The organism is Nonomuraea sp. NPDC050643, from assembly GCF_040654715.1.
Classification (GTDB): domain Bacteria; phylum Actinomycetota; class Actinomycetes; order Streptosporangiales; family Streptosporangiaceae; genus Nonomuraea.
In genome coordinates this window covers 174,749-191,739 of record NZ_JBFAIM010000016.1, presented here as the reverse complement: position 1 = coordinate 191,739, position 16,991 = coordinate 174,749, and the positions used below count along the sequence as shown (strand labels likewise).

Below are 16,991 nucleotides of genomic sequence, written 5' to 3'. Positions count from 1 at the left end.
GCAGGGGATCGTCCCGAAAACGGCAACTCGCGTTGCCGTCAGGACTCGGCAGAATCCGGTCGGCCGAGTCTTGCCGCCGTCATTACCGAATGCGATTCTGGAATTCAGGCCCCGTCTCCGGAGGGACGCATGACCGTCGACGACCGCCCCAGCATCGACAAAGAGGCCCTGCGCCGGAAATACCGCGAAGAACGCGACAAGCGGCTGCGCCCCGACGGCAACGACCAGTACCTCCGCCTCACCGGCCGCTTCGCGCACTACCTCGACGACCCGTACACGCCGCTGACCGAGCGCGAGCCCAAGACCGACCACGTGACGGTCGCGGTCATCGGCGGCGGCTTCGCCGGGCTCGTCACCGGCGCGCGGCTGAAGGAGGCCGGGGTCGAGGACGTGCGCGTCGTGGAGAAGGGCGGCGACTTCGGCGGCACCTGGTACTGGAACCGCTACCCGGGCGCCCAGTGCGACACGGCCTCGTTCGTGTACATGCCGCTGCTCGAAGAGACCGGGCACATGCCCACCGAGAAGTACGCCCACGCGCCCGAGATCCTCGAACACTGCCGCCGCATCGGCAAGCACTTCGGCCTCTACGACGACACGCTCTTCCACACCGAGGTGCTGGGGCTCGAATGGCTCGGCGGCCGCTGGCTCGTGCGCACCAACCGCGGCGACGCGTTCACCGCCCAGTTCGTCGTCATGGGCATCGGCCCCCTCCATGTGCCGAAGCTCCCCGGCATCCCGGGCATCGAGCAGTTCCGCGGGCACGCCTTCCACACGAGCCGCTGGGACTACGCCTACACGGGCGGCGACCCGTCGGGCGCGCCGATGGAGCGGCTGCGCGACAAGCGGGTGGCCATCATCGGAACGGGCGCGACGGCCGTCCAGTGCGTGCCGCACCTCGCGCGGGCCTGCGCGGAGCTGTACGTCTTCCAGCGCACCCCCTCGTCGGTGGACGTACGCGACAACCGGCCGACCGACCCCGGCTGGTTCGCCACGATCGCGACACCGGGCTGGCAGCGGCGCTGGCTGGAGAACTTCACCGCCAACCAGACCGGCGGCCAGACCGACGAGGACCTCGTCATGGACGGCTGGACCGACCTCGCCCGCCGCGTCCGCGCCAGGATCATGGCCCTGCCGCCGGAGGAGTTCACCCGGCCCAACATGCTGGCCGCCTTCGAGGACTCCGACTTCGAGAAGATGGAGGAGATCCGCGCCCGCGTGGACACGATCGTCGCCGACCCGGAGACGGCGCGCAGCCTGAAGGCGTGGTACCGCCAGCTCTGCAAACGCCCGTGCTTCCACGACGAGTATCTGCAGGCGTACAACGTCCCCGGCACCCACCTGGTCGACACCGACGGCAAGGGCGTGGAGCGCATCACCGAAGCCGGGGTGGTGGCGGCCGGCAGGGAGTACGAGGTCGACTGCGTCATCTACGCCTCGGGGTTCGAGGTCGGCACCGACTACACCCGCCGCGCCAACTACGACCTGATCGGCCGCGACGGGGTCAGGCTGTCGGAGCACTGGGCGGAGGGCATGCGCACCCTGCACGGCATCCACGTGCACGGCTTCCCGAACGCCTTCCTCGTCCAGCCGACGCAGGCCGCCAACCTCATCTCCAACATCCCGCACAACCTGACGGAGGCGGGCAGGACGATCGCGGTCATCGTCGGGCACGCCCTGGAGCACGGCCACATCGAGGTCGAGGCCACGAAGGAGGCCGAGGAGTTCTGGGTCGACCTGCTGCTGTCGGGGCCGGGCATGCTCCTGGGCTCCCCGGACTGCACGCCCGGCTACTACAACAACGAGGGCCAGGACCTGGGCCGCAGGGGCCGCCTCAACGTCGGCTACCCGCACGGGGCGATGGCCTACTTCGCCTACATCGACGAGTGGCGCACGTCGAGCGCCTTCGAGGGCCTGGAGTTCCGCGACGCCTGACGTACCGAGGCGGCGCCAAGATCCGCAGGACCGTCCCCGGCTAGTACCTTCGTCCAGCATGAGCTACGACCTCTACTTCACCCGCCGCGAGCCCGGCCAGAGCTGGGACGAGGCGCTCGACCGGGCCGAGCCCCTCCCGCCCGACCTGGCGGCCTGGTCCGCCGTCGTCACCCGCACCCGTGAGCTGCTCGGCGAGGTGCGCATCGTCGAATACCCGCCGAACTGGGAGATGGACCACGAGGGCACCGGCATCTCCGTGAACCACTGGGAGGGCGGCTGGGAGATGAGCGCCCCCTACTGGACCCACGGTGACGAGGCGCGACGGGTGCTCGGGCTGCTGTACGAGGTGGCGTCCGTGGTCGAGCGCGAGACCGGGTTCGAGTGCTTCGACCCGCAGCTCGGGCTGCCGTCGGCCGAGGTGGCGGATCTGGGGCGGGCGGTGGAGATGTTCGACGCGATGGCGGACCGGTTCGGGCGGCGGGAGGGGGCGGGCCAAAGTATATGAACGATCGGTCGTACATGTAAGCTGGCCCTGTGACGGACACCAGGGAAGACGGCCGCCGTGAGCGCGGCCGGCGTAGCCGGGAGGCGATACTCGCGCAGGCGGTGTCGCTGGCCTCGGTGGACGGGCTCGACGGGCTCACTCTGGGCAGGCTGGCGACCGCCGCCGGAGTGAGCAAGTCCGGATTTTTTGCCCATTGGCGCGATAAAGAGCAGCTCCAGCTCGACGCCATCGAATGGGCGAGCGGCCAGTGGGTGGACGAGATCGTCAGGCCCGCCCTGCGCACACCGCCCGGCGTGCGGCGCGTCCTGGCGCTCCACGAGGCCCGCCTGCGCTTCTACGAGGCGAAGGTGCTGCCGGGCGGGTGCTTCTTCTTCGTGGCGCAGGTGGAGTTCGACGACCGCCCCGGGGCCGTCCGCGAGCGCGTGGCCAAGGCGATGACCGACTGGCTCGGCCTGGTCGAGCGGGCGGTGCGGGAGGCGATGGACCTGGGCGAGCTGCCCGGCGACATCGATGCGGCGCAGCTCGCGTACGAGGTCGACGCGCTCGGCGAGGCCACGATCACCCACGCCCGCCTGCTGGGCGGCGACACCATCGTCTACGACCGGGCCCGCCGCGCCGTGCTGGAGCGGCTGCGCGCCCTGACCCCCGACCCCGCACTCCTCCCGGAGGACTGAACGTTGCCGGAAACCCGCCTCGCCCAGGTCCACTTCGACGACCTCGACGCCATGGGCCTGCTGCACAACTCGCGTTACGCCCTGCTCGTCGAGCGCGCCATCTCGGCCTTCTGGGCGGAGCGGGGCTGGAACTTCGACCCGGCGATCTCCCGCTTCAAGGACGTCTATCTCGCCGTGCGGGAGTTCAAGATCACCTACAACGCGCCCATCGTGGGCGCGGGCGAGGTCCTGGTGGACTTCTGGATGGACCGCATGGGCCGCACCAGCGGCGTGTACGGCTTCCACGTCCTGTCGCCGGATCGCTCGACCGTGCACGCGGAGGGCTATCGCGTGAACGTCAACCTCGACCCCGCCACCTTCCGCCCGGCGCCGTTCAGTTCCGAACTCCGTGCCGCCGCCGAACCCCTCCTTCTGCCCGCCGTGACCGTTTAAAGGCCTGACCGCGGCGTTCGACAAGCATGTCCGAAGGGTATGCGTTTCGTGCGCTCGGCGATCCGACGGGGTAAAACCAGAACTGTGACCAATGGAAATGGAAAACCCCTGAGTCAAGGCGACGCCCGCCTTTATGTACGGTTCCAGGTCCGCTATTACGGACGGCTGGGCGTGCCGGTGGGCATCTTCGCCGCCTGTCACCATCTTCGCCGCGACGGCCGCCTCACACCGGCCGACGATGACCTGTTCACGGAGGTGGACGACTGGTTTTTCGCGCGTTTGCCATATCCGCCGTTTTACGCCGACGGAAATACCATCCGCGCCGTCCCCTGGTTCAAGCCGAACGCGACCGCCCTCATCGCCGCCCTCGCCCCTCTGGAAGCCCTGCTGCACCGTTACGACGTTCCCTACGATGTCGTACGCTCGCCCGACCCCGGCACGATCATCTACGAGGACGACTTCCAGATAGGCGTTCTCCCGCACATCCGAAAGTCCGCCGGAATTCGCCATAATTCCCGAGTAAGCGCCCGGCTCGTATCGGAGAAGGAGAACGAGCGGGTGGACTACGAGCCCTATGGGTGAGGGCGGCGTCCCGGAAATTCCATGAACGGCGGCCCGCGTCGCCGCTTCGCCGGAAAAGCTACACCCAGCACTACTGCTCACCTTCGCCACCAGCGGATACGGTCGCATGATGCTCAACAGGACCGCGCTGGAAGCGCTCACCCAGCGCCCGCTGCCGTTCCTCGGCTCGGCCTGGCCGTGGCGTTGTGCGGCCTATCTCGTGGCCAGCGCCGTCCCGGGCGCGGCGGCCGGGGCCATCGCGGCCGCGGCCATGAGCGGCGCGCTCGTCACCACCGTGCTGGGCGTCGTGACGGGCCTGGCCGCGTTCGCGCTGTCCATGCCGCTCGTCGCCCGGTTCGAGCGCCTCCGCCTGCGTCTGGTCGACACCGTCCCCGTCCCCATGACCCCCGACAGGCGCAGGCGGGAGGCCGGGCTGGCGCTCATGACCGTGCTCGCGCTGTGGTGGATCGACCTGGTCATGCTGCTGTTCACGATCGTGGGGCCGCTGGTGCTGATCCTGTCCCCGGTCGTCCAGCCCGCGGTCCACCCGCTCGTCGGCACCCTGGCCTCCATCGCGGGCCTGTTGCTGCTGCCCGTCGCCGCGTACACGATCACCGCCTGGGGCGGCGCCAGAGGGGCCATGGCGCGGGCGGTGCTCGCGCCGCAGTCGTCGGAGCTCGGCGAGGTGCTGCGGTCGCGGGCCAGGCTGGTGGACGCGTTCGAGATGGAGCGCCGCAGGATCGAGCGGGACCTGCACGACGGCGCCCAGCAGCGACTGGTCTCGCTGTCCATGACCCTCGGCATCGCCAAGCTCGACCTGCCCGAGGACGCGTCCGCGGCGCGGCTGATCGGGCTGGCCCACGACGAGGCCAAACGGGCGCTGGCCGAGCTGCGCGAGCTGATCAGGGGCGTGCACTCGCAGGTGCTCACCGACCGGGGGCTCGGCGCGGCGGTGCACGACGTGGCGGGGCGTTCACCGGTGCCCGTGGACGTGGACGTCGAGCTGGCCGGGCGGTTGCCCGCGCCCGTGGAGGTCACCGCGTACTACGTGGTCAGCGAGGCCCTCACGAACCTGGCCAGGCACAGCCGGGCCACCAGGGGCTCGGTCACCGGCCGGGTCGAGCGCGACACGCTGCTCGTCGAGGTGCGCGACGACGGCGTCGGAGGAGCCGACCCGGGCAAGGGGACGGGGCTGACCGGGCTGGCGGATCGGCTGGCCGTGGTGGGCGGGAGACTGTCGGTGTCGAGCCCGGCCGGCGGCCCTACCCTCGTCAGAGTGGAGATCCCGTGCGCGTGAGCGAAGTGCCGGGCGACGGACGCATCGCGAAGGAGAGCACGTGCGGGTTGTGATCGCCGAAGACGCCGTCCTGCTCAGGGAGGGCCTGGTCGGGCTGCTCGAACGCTTCGGCCATGTCGTGGTCGCCGCGGTCGGCGACGCGCCCGCCCTGATCGAGGCCGTGACCGAGCACCGCCCTGACGCCGTGGTGACCGACGTGCGGATGCCGCCCGGCTTCGCCGACGAGGGGCTGCGGGCCGCGCTCGAACTGCGCGCGCGGCGGCCCGAGCCGGCGGTGCTGGTGCTCAGCCAGTACGTGGAGCAGACCTACGCCGCCGAACTGCTCGGGTCGGGCGCCGGCGCCGGCGTCGGCTACCTGCTGAAAGACCGCATCGGCGACGTACGCGAGTTCGTCGACGCCCTCGACCGCGTGGCCGCCGGCGGCACGGTCGTGGACCCGGAGGTGGTGCGCCAGCTCCTGCGGCGGCGGCGCGACCCCCTGGCCCGGCTCACCCCGCGCGAGCAGGAGGTGCTCGGCCTGATCGCCGAAGGACGGTCGAACGGCTCGATCGCCAAGGAGCTGGTCGTCACCGAGGCCGCCGTGGCCAAGCACATCGCGAACATCTTCACCAAGCTCGACCTGCCGCCCGCCGCCGACGGGCATCGCAGGGTGCTGGCGGTGCTGGCGTATCTGCGGGGCTGATCCGCCGGTGATCCGGAAGTCGTATGCCACGAACCGCTCCTAAAAGTAGGGTTCGTTGGCATGAACGAGCAGTGGCAGGAGGTCGGTGACCGGGTCTACGTCCGGCGTCACCGGTCGTTCGACATGAACGTGGGCCTGGTCGTCGGCGATGGGCACTGCTTGGTGCTCGACACGCGGACCTCGCACAGGGAGGCGGCGGACCTGATCGAGGCGATCCGGAGGATCACCGCCTACCCGTGGACGGTCGTCAACAGCCACTCCCACTTCGACCACTACTTCGGCAACGCCCTCTTCCGCGGCGCCGAGATCTGGGGCCATTCGAGGTGCGCCGAGGAGATCGACCTGTACGGCGAGCAGCACCGCGCCAACGTCCTCAAGACCCTGCCCGACCGCCACGAGGAGTTGGAGGAGGTCACGATCGTGCCGCCCGACCACACGTTCACCTCCGCGGCCGGCCTCGACATCGGCGGCCGGATCGTGAACCTGCGGCACTTCGGGCTCGGGCACAGCAGCAACGACGTGGTCGTGCACGTGCCGGACGCGGGTGTGGTGTTCGCCGGTGACCTGGTGGAGGAGGGGGCGCCGCCGGCGTTCAGCGACTCGTACCCGATCGACTGGCCCGAGACCGTGGCGGCGATGCTGGCGGAGATGCCCGAGCAGGTGATCGTGCCGGGGCACGGCGCGGTCGTGGACCGGGCGTACGCGCAGGCGCAGCAGGCCGAGCTGGTCCTCGTGGCCGAGCTGGCCAAGCGGGCCCACGTGGAGGGGTTGCGCGACCTGATCAAGCTCTTCCCCTATCCCGAGGACGTGACCAGGCAGGCGATCGACCGGGCCTTCCTGCAGCTCGACGCCTAGCGCCCAAGAAAGCTATATTGCAAAGTGCAATATAGGGGGAGGCGCTATGGCGCGACGCCATGACCTGGTCGGCCTGACCGTGCTGGCCCTGCTCAGCGTGCGTGCCGGCCATCCCTACGAGCTGCACCGCATCATCGTCGACACGCACAAGGACTACATCACCGGCCTGCCGCGCAGCCTCTACCACGCGGTCGAGCGGCTGGCCAAGGACGAGCTGATCGTCCCCACGGGGACCGGGCGCGAAGGGCGCAGGCCCGAGCGCACGGTCTACGAGATCACCGAAGAGGGCAGGGAGGAGCTGCGCACCCGGCTGCGCCGGCTCCTGGAGAAGCCGGAGCCCGACAGGCGCGCGTTCGTCGCGGCCGTCTCGCTCATCGGCTGCCTGCCGCTGCCCGAGGCGCAGCGCGCGCTGCGCGCCAGGGCGGCCACGATCGAGGGCCTCCTGACCGGGATGAGCGCCCACATGAAGGCCGTGGCCGACAGCGGCCTGCCCGCGATCCTCACGCTGGAGGTCGAGATCGAGCGGTCGCTCTACGCGGCCGAGCTGGATTGGATCGGCGGGCTGCTCGACCGCCTGGACACGGGGGAGCTCGACTGGGCGACCTCCATCGACATGTGAAAGGCCGCCGGGGTGCGCCAACACCCCGGCGGCCGTGATCCGAAGCAAGGCGTCATATCCCTGTCTCGAACTTTCGCGTTCACAGGATAGGCGCCGCGACCATGGGAGTTGCGCCATGTCCGAAAAGATTCCCGCGCCCGGACGCCCGGATGGGCGGGCCGTGCGGAAGAAGCTCATCACCGAGGTCTCCGGAGTGGTCACCGCGCCTGTCGAGCAGGTGTGGCGGGTCCTGCGCGAAGACCTCCCCAACTGGGAGGCCGGCGACCACACCCTGGCCTACCAGGGCGGCTGGTGGTATCGCGGCGAATGGTCGGTCTTCCCCGACCCGGAGGGCACGCGGGTGGTGCACTCCGTCTACAACGTGGCCGAATGGGCGCGCTGGGGCGTGCCGCTGGCCAACCGGTTCTTCATCGGGTTCGCCGCGACCACCCGAGCGTCGTTCGCCGCGGGCCTGACCCGCATCGCCGACCGGCTGGGAGGCTCCAGCCGGCTCACCTAGGCTGCCCTCATGGAGTGGGGACCGGTGACGCGGAAGGACGCCCGGTCGCTGGCGGAGTTCTGGGCCGCGGTGGAGGCCGAGGACCGCACCGGCGAGAGCCACGGCGTCGACGACGTGGTGGAGCAGCTCGCCCACCACGGGATCGACCTGGCCGCGGGCACACTCGCGGCCAGGGACGGCGACCGGATCGCGGCCTTCAGCTACCTGCCGGTCCGCCCGTCCGCCGCGGAGACGCACCCGATGCGCCTGTGGGGCGGCGTGCATCCCGCCCACCGCGGGCGCGGCCACGGCAGGCGCCTCCTGGACTGGGCGATCACGACGGCGCCGGGGCTGAGCGAGCGGGCGTTTCCCGGCGTGCCGCCGGAGCTCCGCCTCAACGTCCACGACGGCAACCCCGGCCTCGCCGCGCTGGCGGAGGGGGCCGGGTTCGCCGCGGTGCGCACGTTCGCCCGCATGGAGCGCACGCTGCCGGGCGAGCTGCCCGAGCCCAGGCCGCCCGGGGGCGTGTCGATCGCCACGTGGTCGCCCGAGCTGGACGACGGCGCCCGCCACGTGCGCAACGAGTCGTTCCGCGACCACTGGGGCACGGTGCCGCACACGCGCGAGAGCTGGCGGGGCCACGCGGCCGGCTCGCGCAGCTTCCGCCCCGACGCCTCGTTCGTGGCCCTGGCCGGCGACCGGGCGGTGGGCGTGCTGATCACGCACTTCCACGACCTCCACAGCGCCCGGATCGGCGTGCGCCAGGCGGTGATCTCGATCATCGGCACGCTGAGGGAGTGGCGTGGCAAGGGTGTGGCGAGCGCGCTGCTCGCGCACGCCCTCCACGTCCTGGCCGGGCAGGGGTACGAGAGCGCGGTGCTCAGCGTCGACACCGAGAACCCGACGGGGGCGCTCGGCGTCTACACGCGGGCGGGGTTCGCGATCACCCAGCGCAGCCGGAACTACGCCCTACGTCTCCCGCAAGGGGCCCCACGCCTCCCGCAGGGGGAACGTCGCGACGAATCCGGAGCCGGCGTACACGAGTGACCCCCGGTGCAGGAGCGCGATGTCGCGGGCGATGGGCAGGCCCAGCCCGGCGCCGCCCGCGTCCCTGGCCCGCGCCTCGTCCAGGCGGGTGAACCGGTCGAACACCGCCTCCCGCTGCTCGGGCGGGATCCCGGGCCCGTCGTCGCTCACCTCGAGCACGGCCTGGTCGGACCCGGCGCTCACCCGCACCCGCACGGTCGAGGCGGCGTGCCGTACGGCGTTGTCGGCCAGATTCGTCACCAGGCGGTCGAGGTGCGCGCTCGACCCGGTCATCACCACGTCCGGCTCGATGTCCAGCTCCACTCGCACCTCGGGCCTCCGCCTGGCGCGCAGCGACGCCTCCGCCGCCACCTGGCCGAGGTCCAGCTCGCTGGTGCGCAGCGGCTCGCCCGCGTCCAGCTTGGCCAGCAGGAGCAGGTTCGCGGCCAGGGACTGCAGGCGTTCGACGTCGGCCAGGGCCTCCTCGGTCAGCTCGCTCGGCTCGGCCAGCTCCAGCCGGGCGCGCAGGGTCGCGATGGGGCTGCGCAATTCGTGCGCGGCGTCGGCGACGAACCGCTTGTGCCGCTCCACGGCCGTCTCCAGCCGGTCGAGCGTGCCGTTCACGGTGGTGGCCAGCGCGGCGATCTCATCCTTCGACGTCGGTACGGGAACACGCTGGTGCAGGTCGCTGGCCGTGATGTCGGCCACCTTGGCCCTGATGGCGGCCACCGGGTTGAGCGCGCGGCCCACCGAGACCCACGTCATCCCGGCCACCACGAGCAGCAGGGCCGGCACGCCGGGCAGCAGCGCGCTGTTCAGCGTCCCCAGGGCCTGCTCCGCGATGTCCAGGGACACCCTGGACCACACCGTGGTCGGCCCGGCCGTGGTGGCCACCTCGAGCTGGGCCACCGCGTACCGGCCCGGCAGCGCCCACGCCTCGGCGGTGGCCTGCCGGTCCTTGGTCAGGAGGATGTCGGGGTCGGCGACGGTGGCTATCGTGCCGTCCTGCAGGTGCACCTTGCCCTCGAGTATCTTGCCGGGCTGTGCGACGCCTCTCTTGCCGGGCTCCGTGGGGACCGGCGTGCTCACCTCATTCGCGGGGATCGGCTCGACGGCCCGGATCGCCATCGTCTCCGCGTACGGCGCCGCGGCCACGGCCTTCCTGACCGCCTCGGCGTCGGCGCTGCTGGCCAGGGTGCCCCGCAGCGCCAGCACCAGCACCAGCACCGCGAGCCCCAGGGCGATGGCCACCACGAGAGTCGCCGCCACCGTGGCCCGCACCCGTACGGACGAATAGCCTTTCACGCCGCCTCCAGCCGGTATCCGGCCCCGCGGACCGTCATGAGCGTCGTCTTGCCGAAGGGCAGGTCGATCTTGCGGCGCAGGGCGCTGATGTAGACCTCGACGATGTTCGGGTCGCCGTCGTAGGAGAAGTCCCAGGCCTGGGCCAGCAGCTCGCTCTTGGAGACCACCTCGCCGGGCCGGCGCGCGAGCGCGTGCAGCACCGCGAACTCCTTCGGCGTCAGCCCGATCCCCACCTCGCCCCTGCGGCAGCGCAGTCCGGCCGGATCGATCACCAGGTCGCCGACGGTGATCGACACGGGCCGCTCGCGCCCGCCCCGCCGTACCAGTGCGCGGAGCCGGGCCAGCAGCACCACGTAGGAGAACGGCTTGGCCAGGTAGTCGTCGGCCCCGTTGTCCAGTGCCTCGGCCTCGTCGTAGATGCCGTCCTTGGCCGTGAGCATCATGATCGGCGTCCAGTCGCCGGCCTCGCGCAGCTTGGAGCAGACCGCGTAGCCGTTGAGCCTGGGCAGCATGACGTCCAGGACGATCACGTCGTAGGCGTTCTCGGTGGCCATCCACAGCCCGTCGCGCCCGTCGTGCGCCACGTCCACCGCGAAGCCCTCGCCGGCCAGCCCGCCCTTGACCAGATCGGCCAGCCGCTCCTCGTCCTCCACCAATAGCACTCGCACGCTCCCAGAGTGCCTCAGATCACCTAAAGCCAACCTGAAGATCATTTAGGTCGTCTTCAGGATCACTTCAGGTGCGGGGGAGCACGCTCTGAGACGTTCGATCGACCTCTGTGAGGAGAATTCATGTTCAAGCGTCGTCTCGCGGTGCTCGGTGCGGCCGCCGTACTCGCCATCACCGGTCTGGCCGGCTCCGCCCTGGCCGACGAGGCCCCCGTCCCCGCCGGCACCGAGGTCATCTGCACGACCAGCGACGGCAAGGTCGTCGCCCTCGCCAAGGCGCTGCCGGCGGACGCGGAGAGCCGGGTGGCCACGCGTGACGGGAAGGTGAAGCTGATCAAGCCGGGCGAGAAGGTGGACATCGAGTCCGTCCCGGACGGTGACCTGCCCGAAGCGGTCACGGGCAAGGCGCTCCCGGTCCCGGAGGGGGAATTCACGGAGGCAGTGCCCGCCCTGCCCGTCCTGCCCGCCGAGCCCGGCGTGGCCGGCCCGTCGATCGCCGTCACGGTCCCGGCCGAGGGCGCCCAGGCCAAGACCGTCAGCATCATGTGCGAGAAGCCCGAGTAGGAGGCTCACGCCGGGAATGACGGGTGCGGGCCGAGGGCCCAGTACTCGTACAGCCCGTAGCCGACGAGCCCGTCGTACTCGAAGCGTCCGACGGCGTCCACCATGCCCCACATCCGGGCCGCGTCGTCGGGCAACCGGTACGTCACGCCCTGCACGACGGGCTCCGCGCCCTGGTACATCCCGTGCCGCCACTCCGGCTCCAGCCCGTAGCCGGTGCCGAGCATGAGGTGAACCGGCAGCAGCGGCGTGCAGCGCACCTCGATCGGCTTGCCGCCGGGTGGGGAGAAGGTGATCGTGGCCTCGACGGCGTCACGGGTGCCGGGGGCGTAGACCGGGTGATAGTCCGGTCTGCCGAGATACTCCTCCTCCCGCCCGTCGGACCACACGCGTACGGCCTCCTCCAGCATCCGGCGGCCCCGCTCGTCCTCCTGGACGATGCAGAGGATGGCGTGGTCGTCGAAGCGCATCGGCGCGTACAGCCAGTAGAACGTGCCGGCGTTCTTGACCTGGATGCCAGGGGGCTCCGACTCGCCGACCGGCCTGATGCCCCAGGAGCGGTCCCTCGTCCCCATCCAGCGGTCGGGGGTGACCGGGTGCTCCTCGTCGCCGATCCTGATGGTGCCGGACCACTGGCCGGTCTGCGCCAGGCGTACCGAGTCGAACATGACCCGCTCCTGCCACCGCAGGAAGTGCCGGGGCTCCAGCGTGGCCGGGATCGTGCCCTCCCACAGGAGGTCGAAGGACAGGCCATGCTCGTTCGGCTCCAGGATCACCCTGAGCCGCCTGAGCCCTTCGACGACCTCGACGCGGAAGGGGCCGACCCGCGTGTCCATCCGGTCCAGGCCCAGCTCGCGGGAGGCCCGGACGACGCGGTGCAGGCCGGGGGTGCGTACGCAGGCGAAGGCGTCGGTGACGCCCAGGTTGGGGTACTGGCCGAGGCCGACGATCAGCATCAGCTCGTCGGTCCTGGCGTGGCAGTTGAAGTAGTAGCGGTCGTAGAAGTTGCGGTCGCTGGTGGCCACGTGCCGCATGACCTGCGGGGCCTGGTGAATGGGGTAGTCGTCGAGCGGTGACAGCGCCATGCCCGGTTTCTAGCAAGCGCTTGGTCTCACGTCAACGCGAGAAGCGCGCCCCCGAACACGTCGGGGGCGCGCTTCTCAGCGAACTCGCTACATCTTCCGAGATGCCTCATCCGCCTTGCGCGACACGTCGGCCGCCATGCGATCCGAGGCCTGGGAGGCCCGGTCCGCCTTCTCGTCGACCCATCGTGAAGCGTCGGAGGCCGAGTCCTTCATGTGCTCGGTCCACTGCTGAGCGTTGCGCCGGTAGAACATGTAGCCGATCGTCCCGACCGCAAGTCCGCTCAACAGCACGAGCATCGGCCAGCGACGCGATCGTGACGGTTTGGGATCGATTCTCCTGGCCGCCGTGGTCAGCATCGAGCTGACCTTGGGGGCGACCTGATCCTCGAACCCGTGCGCCGCGGATTCCAGCCGCGGCGCCGCCCAGTATCGGGCGTCTTCGATGCGCTGTGCGGCGACCACCTTGGCGTGATCGGCCATCGGCGCCATACGGTGGCCTGTTTGCACAGCCCGAGCCTTCATACGGCTCATCCACGTGGCGGGAACCTCTATGGCCACGCGGCGTCTTCTATGTGTCAGGGACACGACAACCTCCCCTGTCGTTGGGGCCCCGAGCCTCTGCTTCCCTGGACAAGGCGGCTCAATCATGGCGGGCCGTGGGAGGATGGCTCCGAGGGGCCGAACGGCCATAGACCTCAAAACATCACAAAACCAACCCTGTGCATAGAGGGGGGCAGCTGTCTCGTGGCTGAGAAGCTGATCGCTAACCTGAAGACGAACCGCGGCACGATCAAGGTGGAACTCTTTCCCAACAGAGCCCCGAAAACGGTGCGGAACTTCGTGGAGCTCGCCGAGGGCACCCGCGAATGGACTCACCCGGGCACCGGGGAAAAGAGCACCGACCGCTACTACGACGGCACGATCTTCCACCGGGTGATCTCCGGTTTCATGGTCCAGGGCGGTGACCCGCTCGGCCAGGGCATCGGCGGGCCGGGCTACGAGTTCGACGACGAGATCCACCCCGAGCTCTGGTTCAACCGCCCCTACCTGCTGGCCATGGCCAACGCGGGCATCCGCTTCGGCAAGGGCACCAACGGCTCGCAGTTCTTCATCACGGTCGTGCCGACGCCGCACCTCAACGGCAAGCACACCATCTTCGGCGAGGTCATCGAGGGTCAGGAGGTCGTGGACGAGATCGCCAAGACCCGTACGGACCGACGCGACCGCCCCGCCGAGGACGTCATCCTGGAGTCGGTCACCTTCGACCGAGTCCCGGCCTGACCCGCCGACGCGAGGCACTCCCCCCGCCGTGCACCCCCACAGGGCCGTGCAGGGCGCGGGGGGCGCCCGCAGGGGCGGGCAGCGCTTCCGTGCCGTGTGAGAGCGCCCTCGGGGGCGCCTGGGCACGTGGGAGAGCCCGTCCGGCCGTCTCAGCGGGCGCCACAGGGCCACGCGGGACGCCCACGCAAGCCATAGGCTTTCGGTCATGACCAGCCAGCCGCCCAGCCCGCCCCCTCAGCCCGAGCAGCCCGCTGAGTCGGTGCCCACGTGCTACCGGCATCCCAGCAAGGAAACCTGGGTCCGCTGCCAGCGTTGCGAGCGTCCCATCTGCCCCGACTGCATGCGTGACGCCGCGGTCGGCTTCCAGTGCCCCGAGTGCGTCGCCGAGGGCAACAAGGGCATCCGCCAGGCCACGTCCGCCTTCGGCGGCAACGTGGTGCGAACGCCTGTCGTGACGTACGCGCTCCTGGTCATCAACGTGCTGGTCTTCGGCGCCCAATACCTCACGGGCGGGAGGATCACCGAAGAGCTGGTCATGTGGTCTCCCGGCGTGGCCGTGCTCGACCAGTACTACCGGCTGATCACCGCCGCCTTCCTCCACGGCGACCTGATCCACATCCTGTTCAACTCCTGGGCCATCTACGTCGTGGGCCCCTATCTCGAGCGAGCCTTCGGACACACCCGCTATCTGGCCCTCTACCTGCTCAGCGCACTGGGCGGCTCGGTGCTGGGCCTCTGGCTCGACCCGCTCAACGTGACCACGCTGGGCGCGTCGGGGGCCGTCTTCGGGATGTTCGGCGCGGTGTTCATCGTCGGGCGCAGGCTCAACCTCGACGTGCGCGGCATCGCCGTGATCATCGCACTCAACCTGGCCATCACGTTCGTGCTGCCGGCGATCTCCGGCGTCCGCATCAGCTGGACCGGCCACGTCGGCGGCCTGGTCACGGGCACACTGCTGTGCGCGGCGCTGGTCTACGCCCCGAAGAGCAACAGGTCGCTGTGGCAATGGCTGGCGATCGCTGGAGCGCTGGTCCTGCTCGTGGTGCTCGTTCTGGTCCGCGTCCCAGCGATTGTCAGCATGGTCGCCTGAGCTTCCCCAGGCTGTGGAAAAGACTGTGGAAAGAACTAACGCCAGCGGGTGGAAAGCACCACACCGAAGATGATGAAAACAAACCCGATCAGCAGATTCCAGTTCTGGAGGTCGCTGAAGAACGGCGCCTGCGGTGCGACGTAGTAGATCGCGATCCACAGGATGCCGATGATCCATGCGACGACCATCGTGGGCGCCAGCCAGCGCGGGCTGACCTTGACCTGCTGAGATCTCTGCGGCGGGGTGTAAACCGCCTTCTTGCGAGCCTTGGACTTGGGCACTGGATAACTCCTGCTGAGGGCCTGGGCATCCGGATCGTCCACAGGCTCTTCGTTAAGCGTAGTTGAAGCGTGGTCCAGGATAGTCGCCACGCGCATGACATGGCGATCCCCAGGGGCCGCATCGTGGCCGAATACGCTTCTCACATGCGGGCCACGCTGCGGGCCGTGGGGGAGACGAGCATCACCGCGGGCCTGATCCTCATGCTCTTCTGCGCCTATCTGCTCTGGGGCACCGGCGCCTACACCCAGAGCCAGCAGGCGCTGCTCCAGCGCGAGCTGGCGGCCAAGGAGCGCGGCCGGCTCGACCGGATCGAGCTCGGCACGGCCCTGGCGCTGCTGCGCATCCCCAGGCTCGGCCGCGACTACCGCTACGCCGTCGTCGAGGGCGTCGGCGCCGAGCACCTGAAGAAGGGCCCCGGACACTACCCCGACAGCGCCATGCCGGGCCAGATCGGCAACTTCGTGCTGTCGGGACACCGCACCACGTACGCGGCCCCGTTCAACGAGATCGACAAGCTGGAACGCGACGACGAGATCATCGTGGAGGCCCGCGAGGCCCGCTACACCTACCGCGTCACCTCGCAAGACATCGTGCGCCCCGACGAGATCGAGGTGCTCGCCCCCGTGCCCGGCAAGCCCGACATCCGCCCCCTCCGCGCCTTCATCACGCTGTCCACCTGCCACCCCGAATACTCGGCCGCCGAACGGCTCATCGTCTACGGCGTGCTCAAAAAGAGCGAACCACGCAAGGAGTGACATGTACGCCTGGCTCTGGCGCAAGCTGCCCGGCCCCCCGCGCACCCGGTTCCTGACGGCCGCCGCGCTGGTCGCGGTGGCGGTGGCCGTACTCTGGTATGCCGTGTTCCCGCTACTCGAGCCCGCCGTGACGCTGGACGAGGTGACCGTAAGGAAATGAGCCGCGTGCTCGTCGTGGACAACCACGACAGCTTCGTCCACACCATCGTCCAGTACCTGCGCGAGCTGGGCGCCGACTGCGACGTCCGCCCACGCGACGACGTACGCGTGAGCGACGCCGACGGCTTCGACGGCGTCCTCATCAGCCCGGGCCCCGGCACGCCCGAGGCGGCCGGCGTGAGCGTCCCCCTGGTGCACCACGCGGCCGAGCACCACCGGCCGCTGCTCGGCGTCTGCCTCGGCCACCAGGCCATCGCCATCGCCTACGGCGCCACCGTGACCCGCGCCCCCGAGCTCTTCCACGGCCAGACCAGCGCCATCGTCCACGACGGCAAGGGCGTGTTCGAGACGCTGCCCTCGCCCGTGCGGATGACCCGCTACCACTCGCTGGCCGTGCTGCCGCAGACCGTCCCCGAGGTGCTCGACGTGACCGCCCGCACGGAAGACGGCGTCATCATGGGCCTGCGCCACCGCTCGGCGCCCATCGAAGGCATCCAGTTCCACCCCGAGTCCGTCTTGTCCGAACACGGACACCGGCTGCTGCGGAATTGGCTGCGCGGAATCGTGTAACAAACGACTCGCGTAGAGCGACGTACAGGTGAGCGTCCCCGCCGTTGCCCCCGAGCGGCGGGGGCGTTCTCTGTGTGGAGCGGCATTTCGTGCGGCAGAACGAGAAGGGCCGCCCGTCCCCCGAGGGGGAAGGGCGGCCCTTCTTTCGTACGTGAGCCTCAGTGAGCCTCAGTG

The 16,991-nt window shown here is 70.1% G+C and carries 22 protein-coding genes; 17 read left to right on the top strand and 5 right to left on the bottom strand.

Going from position 1 to position 16,991, the window contains the following annotated elements:
* The first annotated feature begins 129 nt into the window (after positions 1 to 129).
* From AB0I15_RS23445 to AB0I15_RS23395, 11 genes are all read left to right on the top strand, one after another.
* Positions 130 to 1,932, top strand: coding sequence for an NAD(P)/FAD-dependent oxidoreductase (locus AB0I15_RS23445; protein ID WP_358099082.1), 1,803 nt, complete (start codon positions 130 to 132; stop codon positions 1,930 to 1,932).
* Positions 1,933 to 1,990: 58 nt separating this feature from the next.
* Complete coding sequence (locus AB0I15_RS23440; protein WP_358099079.1) at positions 1,991 to 2,437, top strand: hypothetical protein; 447 nt, start codon at positions 1,991 to 1,993, stop codon at positions 2,435 to 2,437.
* Between the two features lie 29 nt (positions 2,438 to 2,466).
* Entirely contained in the window at positions 2,467 to 3,111 is a 645-nt protein-coding gene (locus AB0I15_RS23435; protein ID WP_358099076.1) for a TetR/AcrR family transcriptional regulator, read from the top strand.
* A 3-nt stretch (positions 3,112 to 3,114) separates the two neighbouring features.
* A complete protein-coding gene (locus tag AB0I15_RS23430; RefSeq protein ID WP_358099073.1) occupies positions 3,115 to 3,543 on the top strand; it encodes a thioesterase family protein in 429 nt (142 codons plus the stop codon).
* A gap of 39 nt (positions 3,544 to 3,582) precedes the next feature.
* Entirely contained in the window at positions 3,583 to 4,125 is a 543-nt protein-coding gene (locus AB0I15_RS23425) for a hypothetical protein (protein WP_358099070.1), read from the top strand.
* A gap of 106 nt (positions 4,126 to 4,231) precedes the next feature.
* A complete protein-coding gene (locus AB0I15_RS23420; protein WP_358099067.1) occupies positions 4,232 to 5,401 on the top strand; it encodes a histidine kinase in 1,170 nt (389 codons plus the stop codon).
* 40 nt (positions 5,402 to 5,441) lie between these two features.
* A complete protein-coding gene (locus tag AB0I15_RS23415; protein WP_358099064.1) occupies positions 5,442 to 6,083 on the top strand; it encodes a response regulator transcription factor in 642 nt (213 codons plus the stop codon).
* A 60-nt stretch (positions 6,084 to 6,143) separates the two neighbouring features.
* Positions 6,144 to 6,938: an MBL fold metallo-hydrolase gene (locus AB0I15_RS23410; protein ID WP_358099061.1), complete on the top strand. Its 795-nt coding sequence runs from the start codon at positions 6,144 to 6,146 to the stop codon at positions 6,936 to 6,938.
* 46 nt (positions 6,939 to 6,984) lie between these two features.
* Positions 6,985 to 7,557, top strand: a complete 573-nt coding sequence (locus tag AB0I15_RS23405; RefSeq protein WP_358099058.1) for a PadR family transcriptional regulator — start codon at positions 6,985 to 6,987, stop codon at positions 7,555 to 7,557.
* Between the two features lie 115 nt (positions 7,558 to 7,672).
* Positions 7,673 to 8,056 carry a hypothetical protein gene (locus AB0I15_RS23400; protein WP_358099055.1) on the top strand — a complete coding sequence of 128 codons (384 nt, stop codon included), beginning with the start codon at positions 7,673 to 7,675 and terminating at the stop codon, positions 8,054 to 8,056.
* Between the two features lie 9 nt (positions 8,057 to 8,065).
* Complete coding sequence (locus tag AB0I15_RS23395; protein WP_358099052.1) at positions 8,066 to 9,082, top strand: GNAT family N-acetyltransferase; 1,017 nt, start codon at positions 8,066 to 8,068, stop codon at positions 9,080 to 9,082.
* Here the strand turns inward: AB0I15_RS23395 and AB0I15_RS23390 are convergent.
* A complete protein-coding gene (locus tag AB0I15_RS23390; RefSeq protein ID WP_358099050.1) occupies positions 9,005 to 10,366 on the bottom strand; it encodes a HAMP domain-containing sensor histidine kinase in 1,362 nt (453 codons plus the stop codon). The genes AB0I15_RS23395 and AB0I15_RS23390 overlap by 78 nt on opposite strands.
* A complete protein-coding gene (locus AB0I15_RS23385; RefSeq protein WP_358099047.1) occupies positions 10,363 to 11,034 on the bottom strand; it encodes a response regulator transcription factor in 672 nt (223 codons plus the stop codon). Before AB0I15_RS23385 ends, AB0I15_RS23390 begins: the two co-directional genes overlap by 4 nt.
* 123 nt (positions 11,035 to 11,157) lie before the next feature.
* On the opposite strand from AB0I15_RS23385, the gene AB0I15_RS23380 reads away from it, so the two are divergent.
* Positions 11,158 to 11,598 carry a hypothetical protein gene (locus AB0I15_RS23380; protein ID WP_358099045.1) on the top strand — a complete coding sequence of 147 codons (441 nt, stop codon included), beginning with the start codon at positions 11,158 to 11,160 and terminating at the stop codon, positions 11,596 to 11,598.
* 5 nt (positions 11,599 to 11,603) lie between these two features.
* Here the strand turns inward: AB0I15_RS23380 and AB0I15_RS23375 are convergent, their stop codons facing one another.
* Together AB0I15_RS23375 and AB0I15_RS23370 are read right to left on the bottom strand one after the other, a co-directional pair.
* Positions 11,604 to 12,680, bottom strand: coding sequence for a hypothetical protein (locus tag AB0I15_RS23375; protein WP_358099044.1), 1,077 nt, complete (start codon positions 12,678 to 12,680; stop codon positions 11,604 to 11,606).
* Between the two features lie 87 nt (positions 12,681 to 12,767).
* Positions 12,768 to 13,160, bottom strand: a complete 393-nt coding sequence (locus tag AB0I15_RS23370; protein WP_358099042.1) for a hypothetical protein — start codon at positions 13,158 to 13,160, stop codon at positions 12,768 to 12,770.
* Positions 13,161 to 13,424: 264 nt separating this feature from the next.
* On the opposite strand from AB0I15_RS23370, the gene AB0I15_RS23365 reads away from it, so the two are divergent.
* Both AB0I15_RS23365 and AB0I15_RS23360 read left to right on the top strand, forming a co-directional pair.
* Positions 13,425 to 13,961, top strand: a complete 537-nt coding sequence (locus tag AB0I15_RS23365) for a peptidylprolyl isomerase (RefSeq protein ID WP_358099039.1) — start codon at positions 13,425 to 13,427, stop codon at positions 13,959 to 13,961.
* A gap of 205 nt (positions 13,962 to 14,166) precedes the next feature.
* A complete protein-coding gene (locus AB0I15_RS23360; protein ID WP_358099036.1) occupies positions 14,167 to 15,051 on the top strand; it encodes a rhomboid family intramembrane serine protease in 885 nt (294 codons plus the stop codon).
* Between the two features lie 35 nt (positions 15,052 to 15,086).
* Here AB0I15_RS23360 and AB0I15_RS23355 read toward each other — a convergent pair whose 3' ends face one another.
* Positions 15,087 to 15,332 carry a cell division protein CrgA gene (locus AB0I15_RS23355; protein ID WP_138694473.1) on the bottom strand — a complete coding sequence of 82 codons (246 nt, stop codon included), beginning with the start codon at positions 15,330 to 15,332 and terminating at the stop codon, positions 15,087 to 15,089.
* Between the two features lie 99 nt (positions 15,333 to 15,431).
* Between AB0I15_RS23355 and AB0I15_RS23350 the strand changes: the two genes are divergently transcribed.
* Genes AB0I15_RS23350 through AB0I15_RS23340 form a run of 3 tightly spaced genes read left to right on the top strand, consistent with a single transcriptional unit; the run spans position 15,432 to position 16,817 of the window.
* Positions 15,432 to 16,088 (top strand): class E sortase, encoded by a 657-nt coding sequence (locus AB0I15_RS23350; RefSeq protein WP_358099033.1) that lies wholly within the window; start codon positions 15,432 to 15,434, stop codon positions 16,086 to 16,088.
* Between the two features lies 1 nt (position 16,089).
* Positions 16,090 to 16,248, top strand: coding sequence for a hypothetical protein (locus tag AB0I15_RS23345; protein WP_358099030.1), 159 nt, complete (start codon positions 16,090 to 16,092; stop codon positions 16,246 to 16,248).
* Positions 16,245 to 16,817 (top strand): gamma-glutamyl-gamma-aminobutyrate hydrolase family protein, encoded by a 573-nt coding sequence (locus AB0I15_RS23340; RefSeq protein ID WP_358099027.1) that lies wholly within the window; start codon positions 16,245 to 16,247, stop codon positions 16,815 to 16,817. The genes AB0I15_RS23345 and AB0I15_RS23340 overlap by 4 nt, the downstream gene beginning before the upstream one ends.
* Positions 16,818 to 16,991 lie beyond the last annotated feature (174 nt).

What these genes read in the sequence shown, in the direction of transcription:
- AB0I15_RS23445 (WP_358099082.1), top strand. Translation starts at nt 130, where the DNA reads ATGACCGTCGACGACCGCCCCAGCATCGACAAAGAGGCCCTGCGCCGG.
- AB0I15_RS23440 (WP_358099079.1), top strand. Translation starts at nt 1,991, where the DNA reads ATGAGCTACGACCTCTACTTCACCCGCCGCGAGCCCGGCCAGAGCTGG.
- AB0I15_RS23425 (WP_358099070.1), top strand. Translation starts at nt 3,583, where the DNA reads ATGCGTTTCGTGCGCTCGGCGATCCGACGGGGTAAAACCAGAACTGTG.
- AB0I15_RS23420 (WP_358099067.1), top strand. Translation starts at nt 4,232, where the DNA reads ATGATGCTCAACAGGACCGCGCTGGAAGCGCTCACCCAGCGCCCGCTG.
- AB0I15_RS23410 (WP_358099061.1), top strand. Translation starts at nt 6,144, where the DNA reads ATGAACGAGCAGTGGCAGGAGGTCGGTGACCGGGTCTACGTCCGGCGT.
- AB0I15_RS23405 (WP_358099058.1), top strand. Translation starts at nt 6,985, where the DNA reads ATGGCGCGACGCCATGACCTGGTCGGCCTGACCGTGCTGGCCCTGCTC.
- AB0I15_RS23400 (WP_358099055.1), top strand. Translation starts at nt 7,673, where the DNA reads ATGTCCGAAAAGATTCCCGCGCCCGGACGCCCGGATGGGCGGGCCGTG.
- AB0I15_RS23395 (WP_358099052.1), top strand. Translation starts at nt 8,066, where the DNA reads ATGGAGTGGGGACCGGTGACGCGGAAGGACGCCCGGTCGCTGGCGGAG.
- AB0I15_RS23380 (WP_358099045.1), top strand. Translation starts at nt 11,158, where the DNA reads ATGTTCAAGCGTCGTCTCGCGGTGCTCGGTGCGGCCGCCGTACTCGCC.
- AB0I15_RS23375 (WP_358099044.1), bottom strand. Translation starts at nt 12,680, where the DNA reads ATGGCGCTGTCACCGCTCGACGACTACCCCATTCACCAGGCCCCGCAG.
- AB0I15_RS23370 (WP_358099042.1), bottom strand. Translation starts at nt 13,160, where the DNA reads ATGGCCGATCACGCCAAGGTGGTCGCCGCACAGCGCATCGAAGACGCC.
- AB0I15_RS23360 (WP_358099036.1), top strand. Translation starts at nt 14,167, where the DNA reads ATGACCAGCCAGCCGCCCAGCCCGCCCCCTCAGCCCGAGCAGCCCGCT.
- AB0I15_RS23350 (WP_358099033.1), top strand. Translation starts at nt 15,432, where the DNA reads ATGGCGATCCCCAGGGGCCGCATCGTGGCCGAATACGCTTCTCACATG.
- AB0I15_RS23345 (WP_358099030.1), top strand. Translation starts at nt 16,090, where the DNA reads ATGTACGCCTGGCTCTGGCGCAAGCTGCCCGGCCCCCCGCGCACCCGG.
- AB0I15_RS23340 (WP_358099027.1), top strand. Translation starts at nt 16,245, where the DNA reads ATGAGCCGCGTGCTCGTCGTGGACAACCACGACAGCTTCGTCCACACC.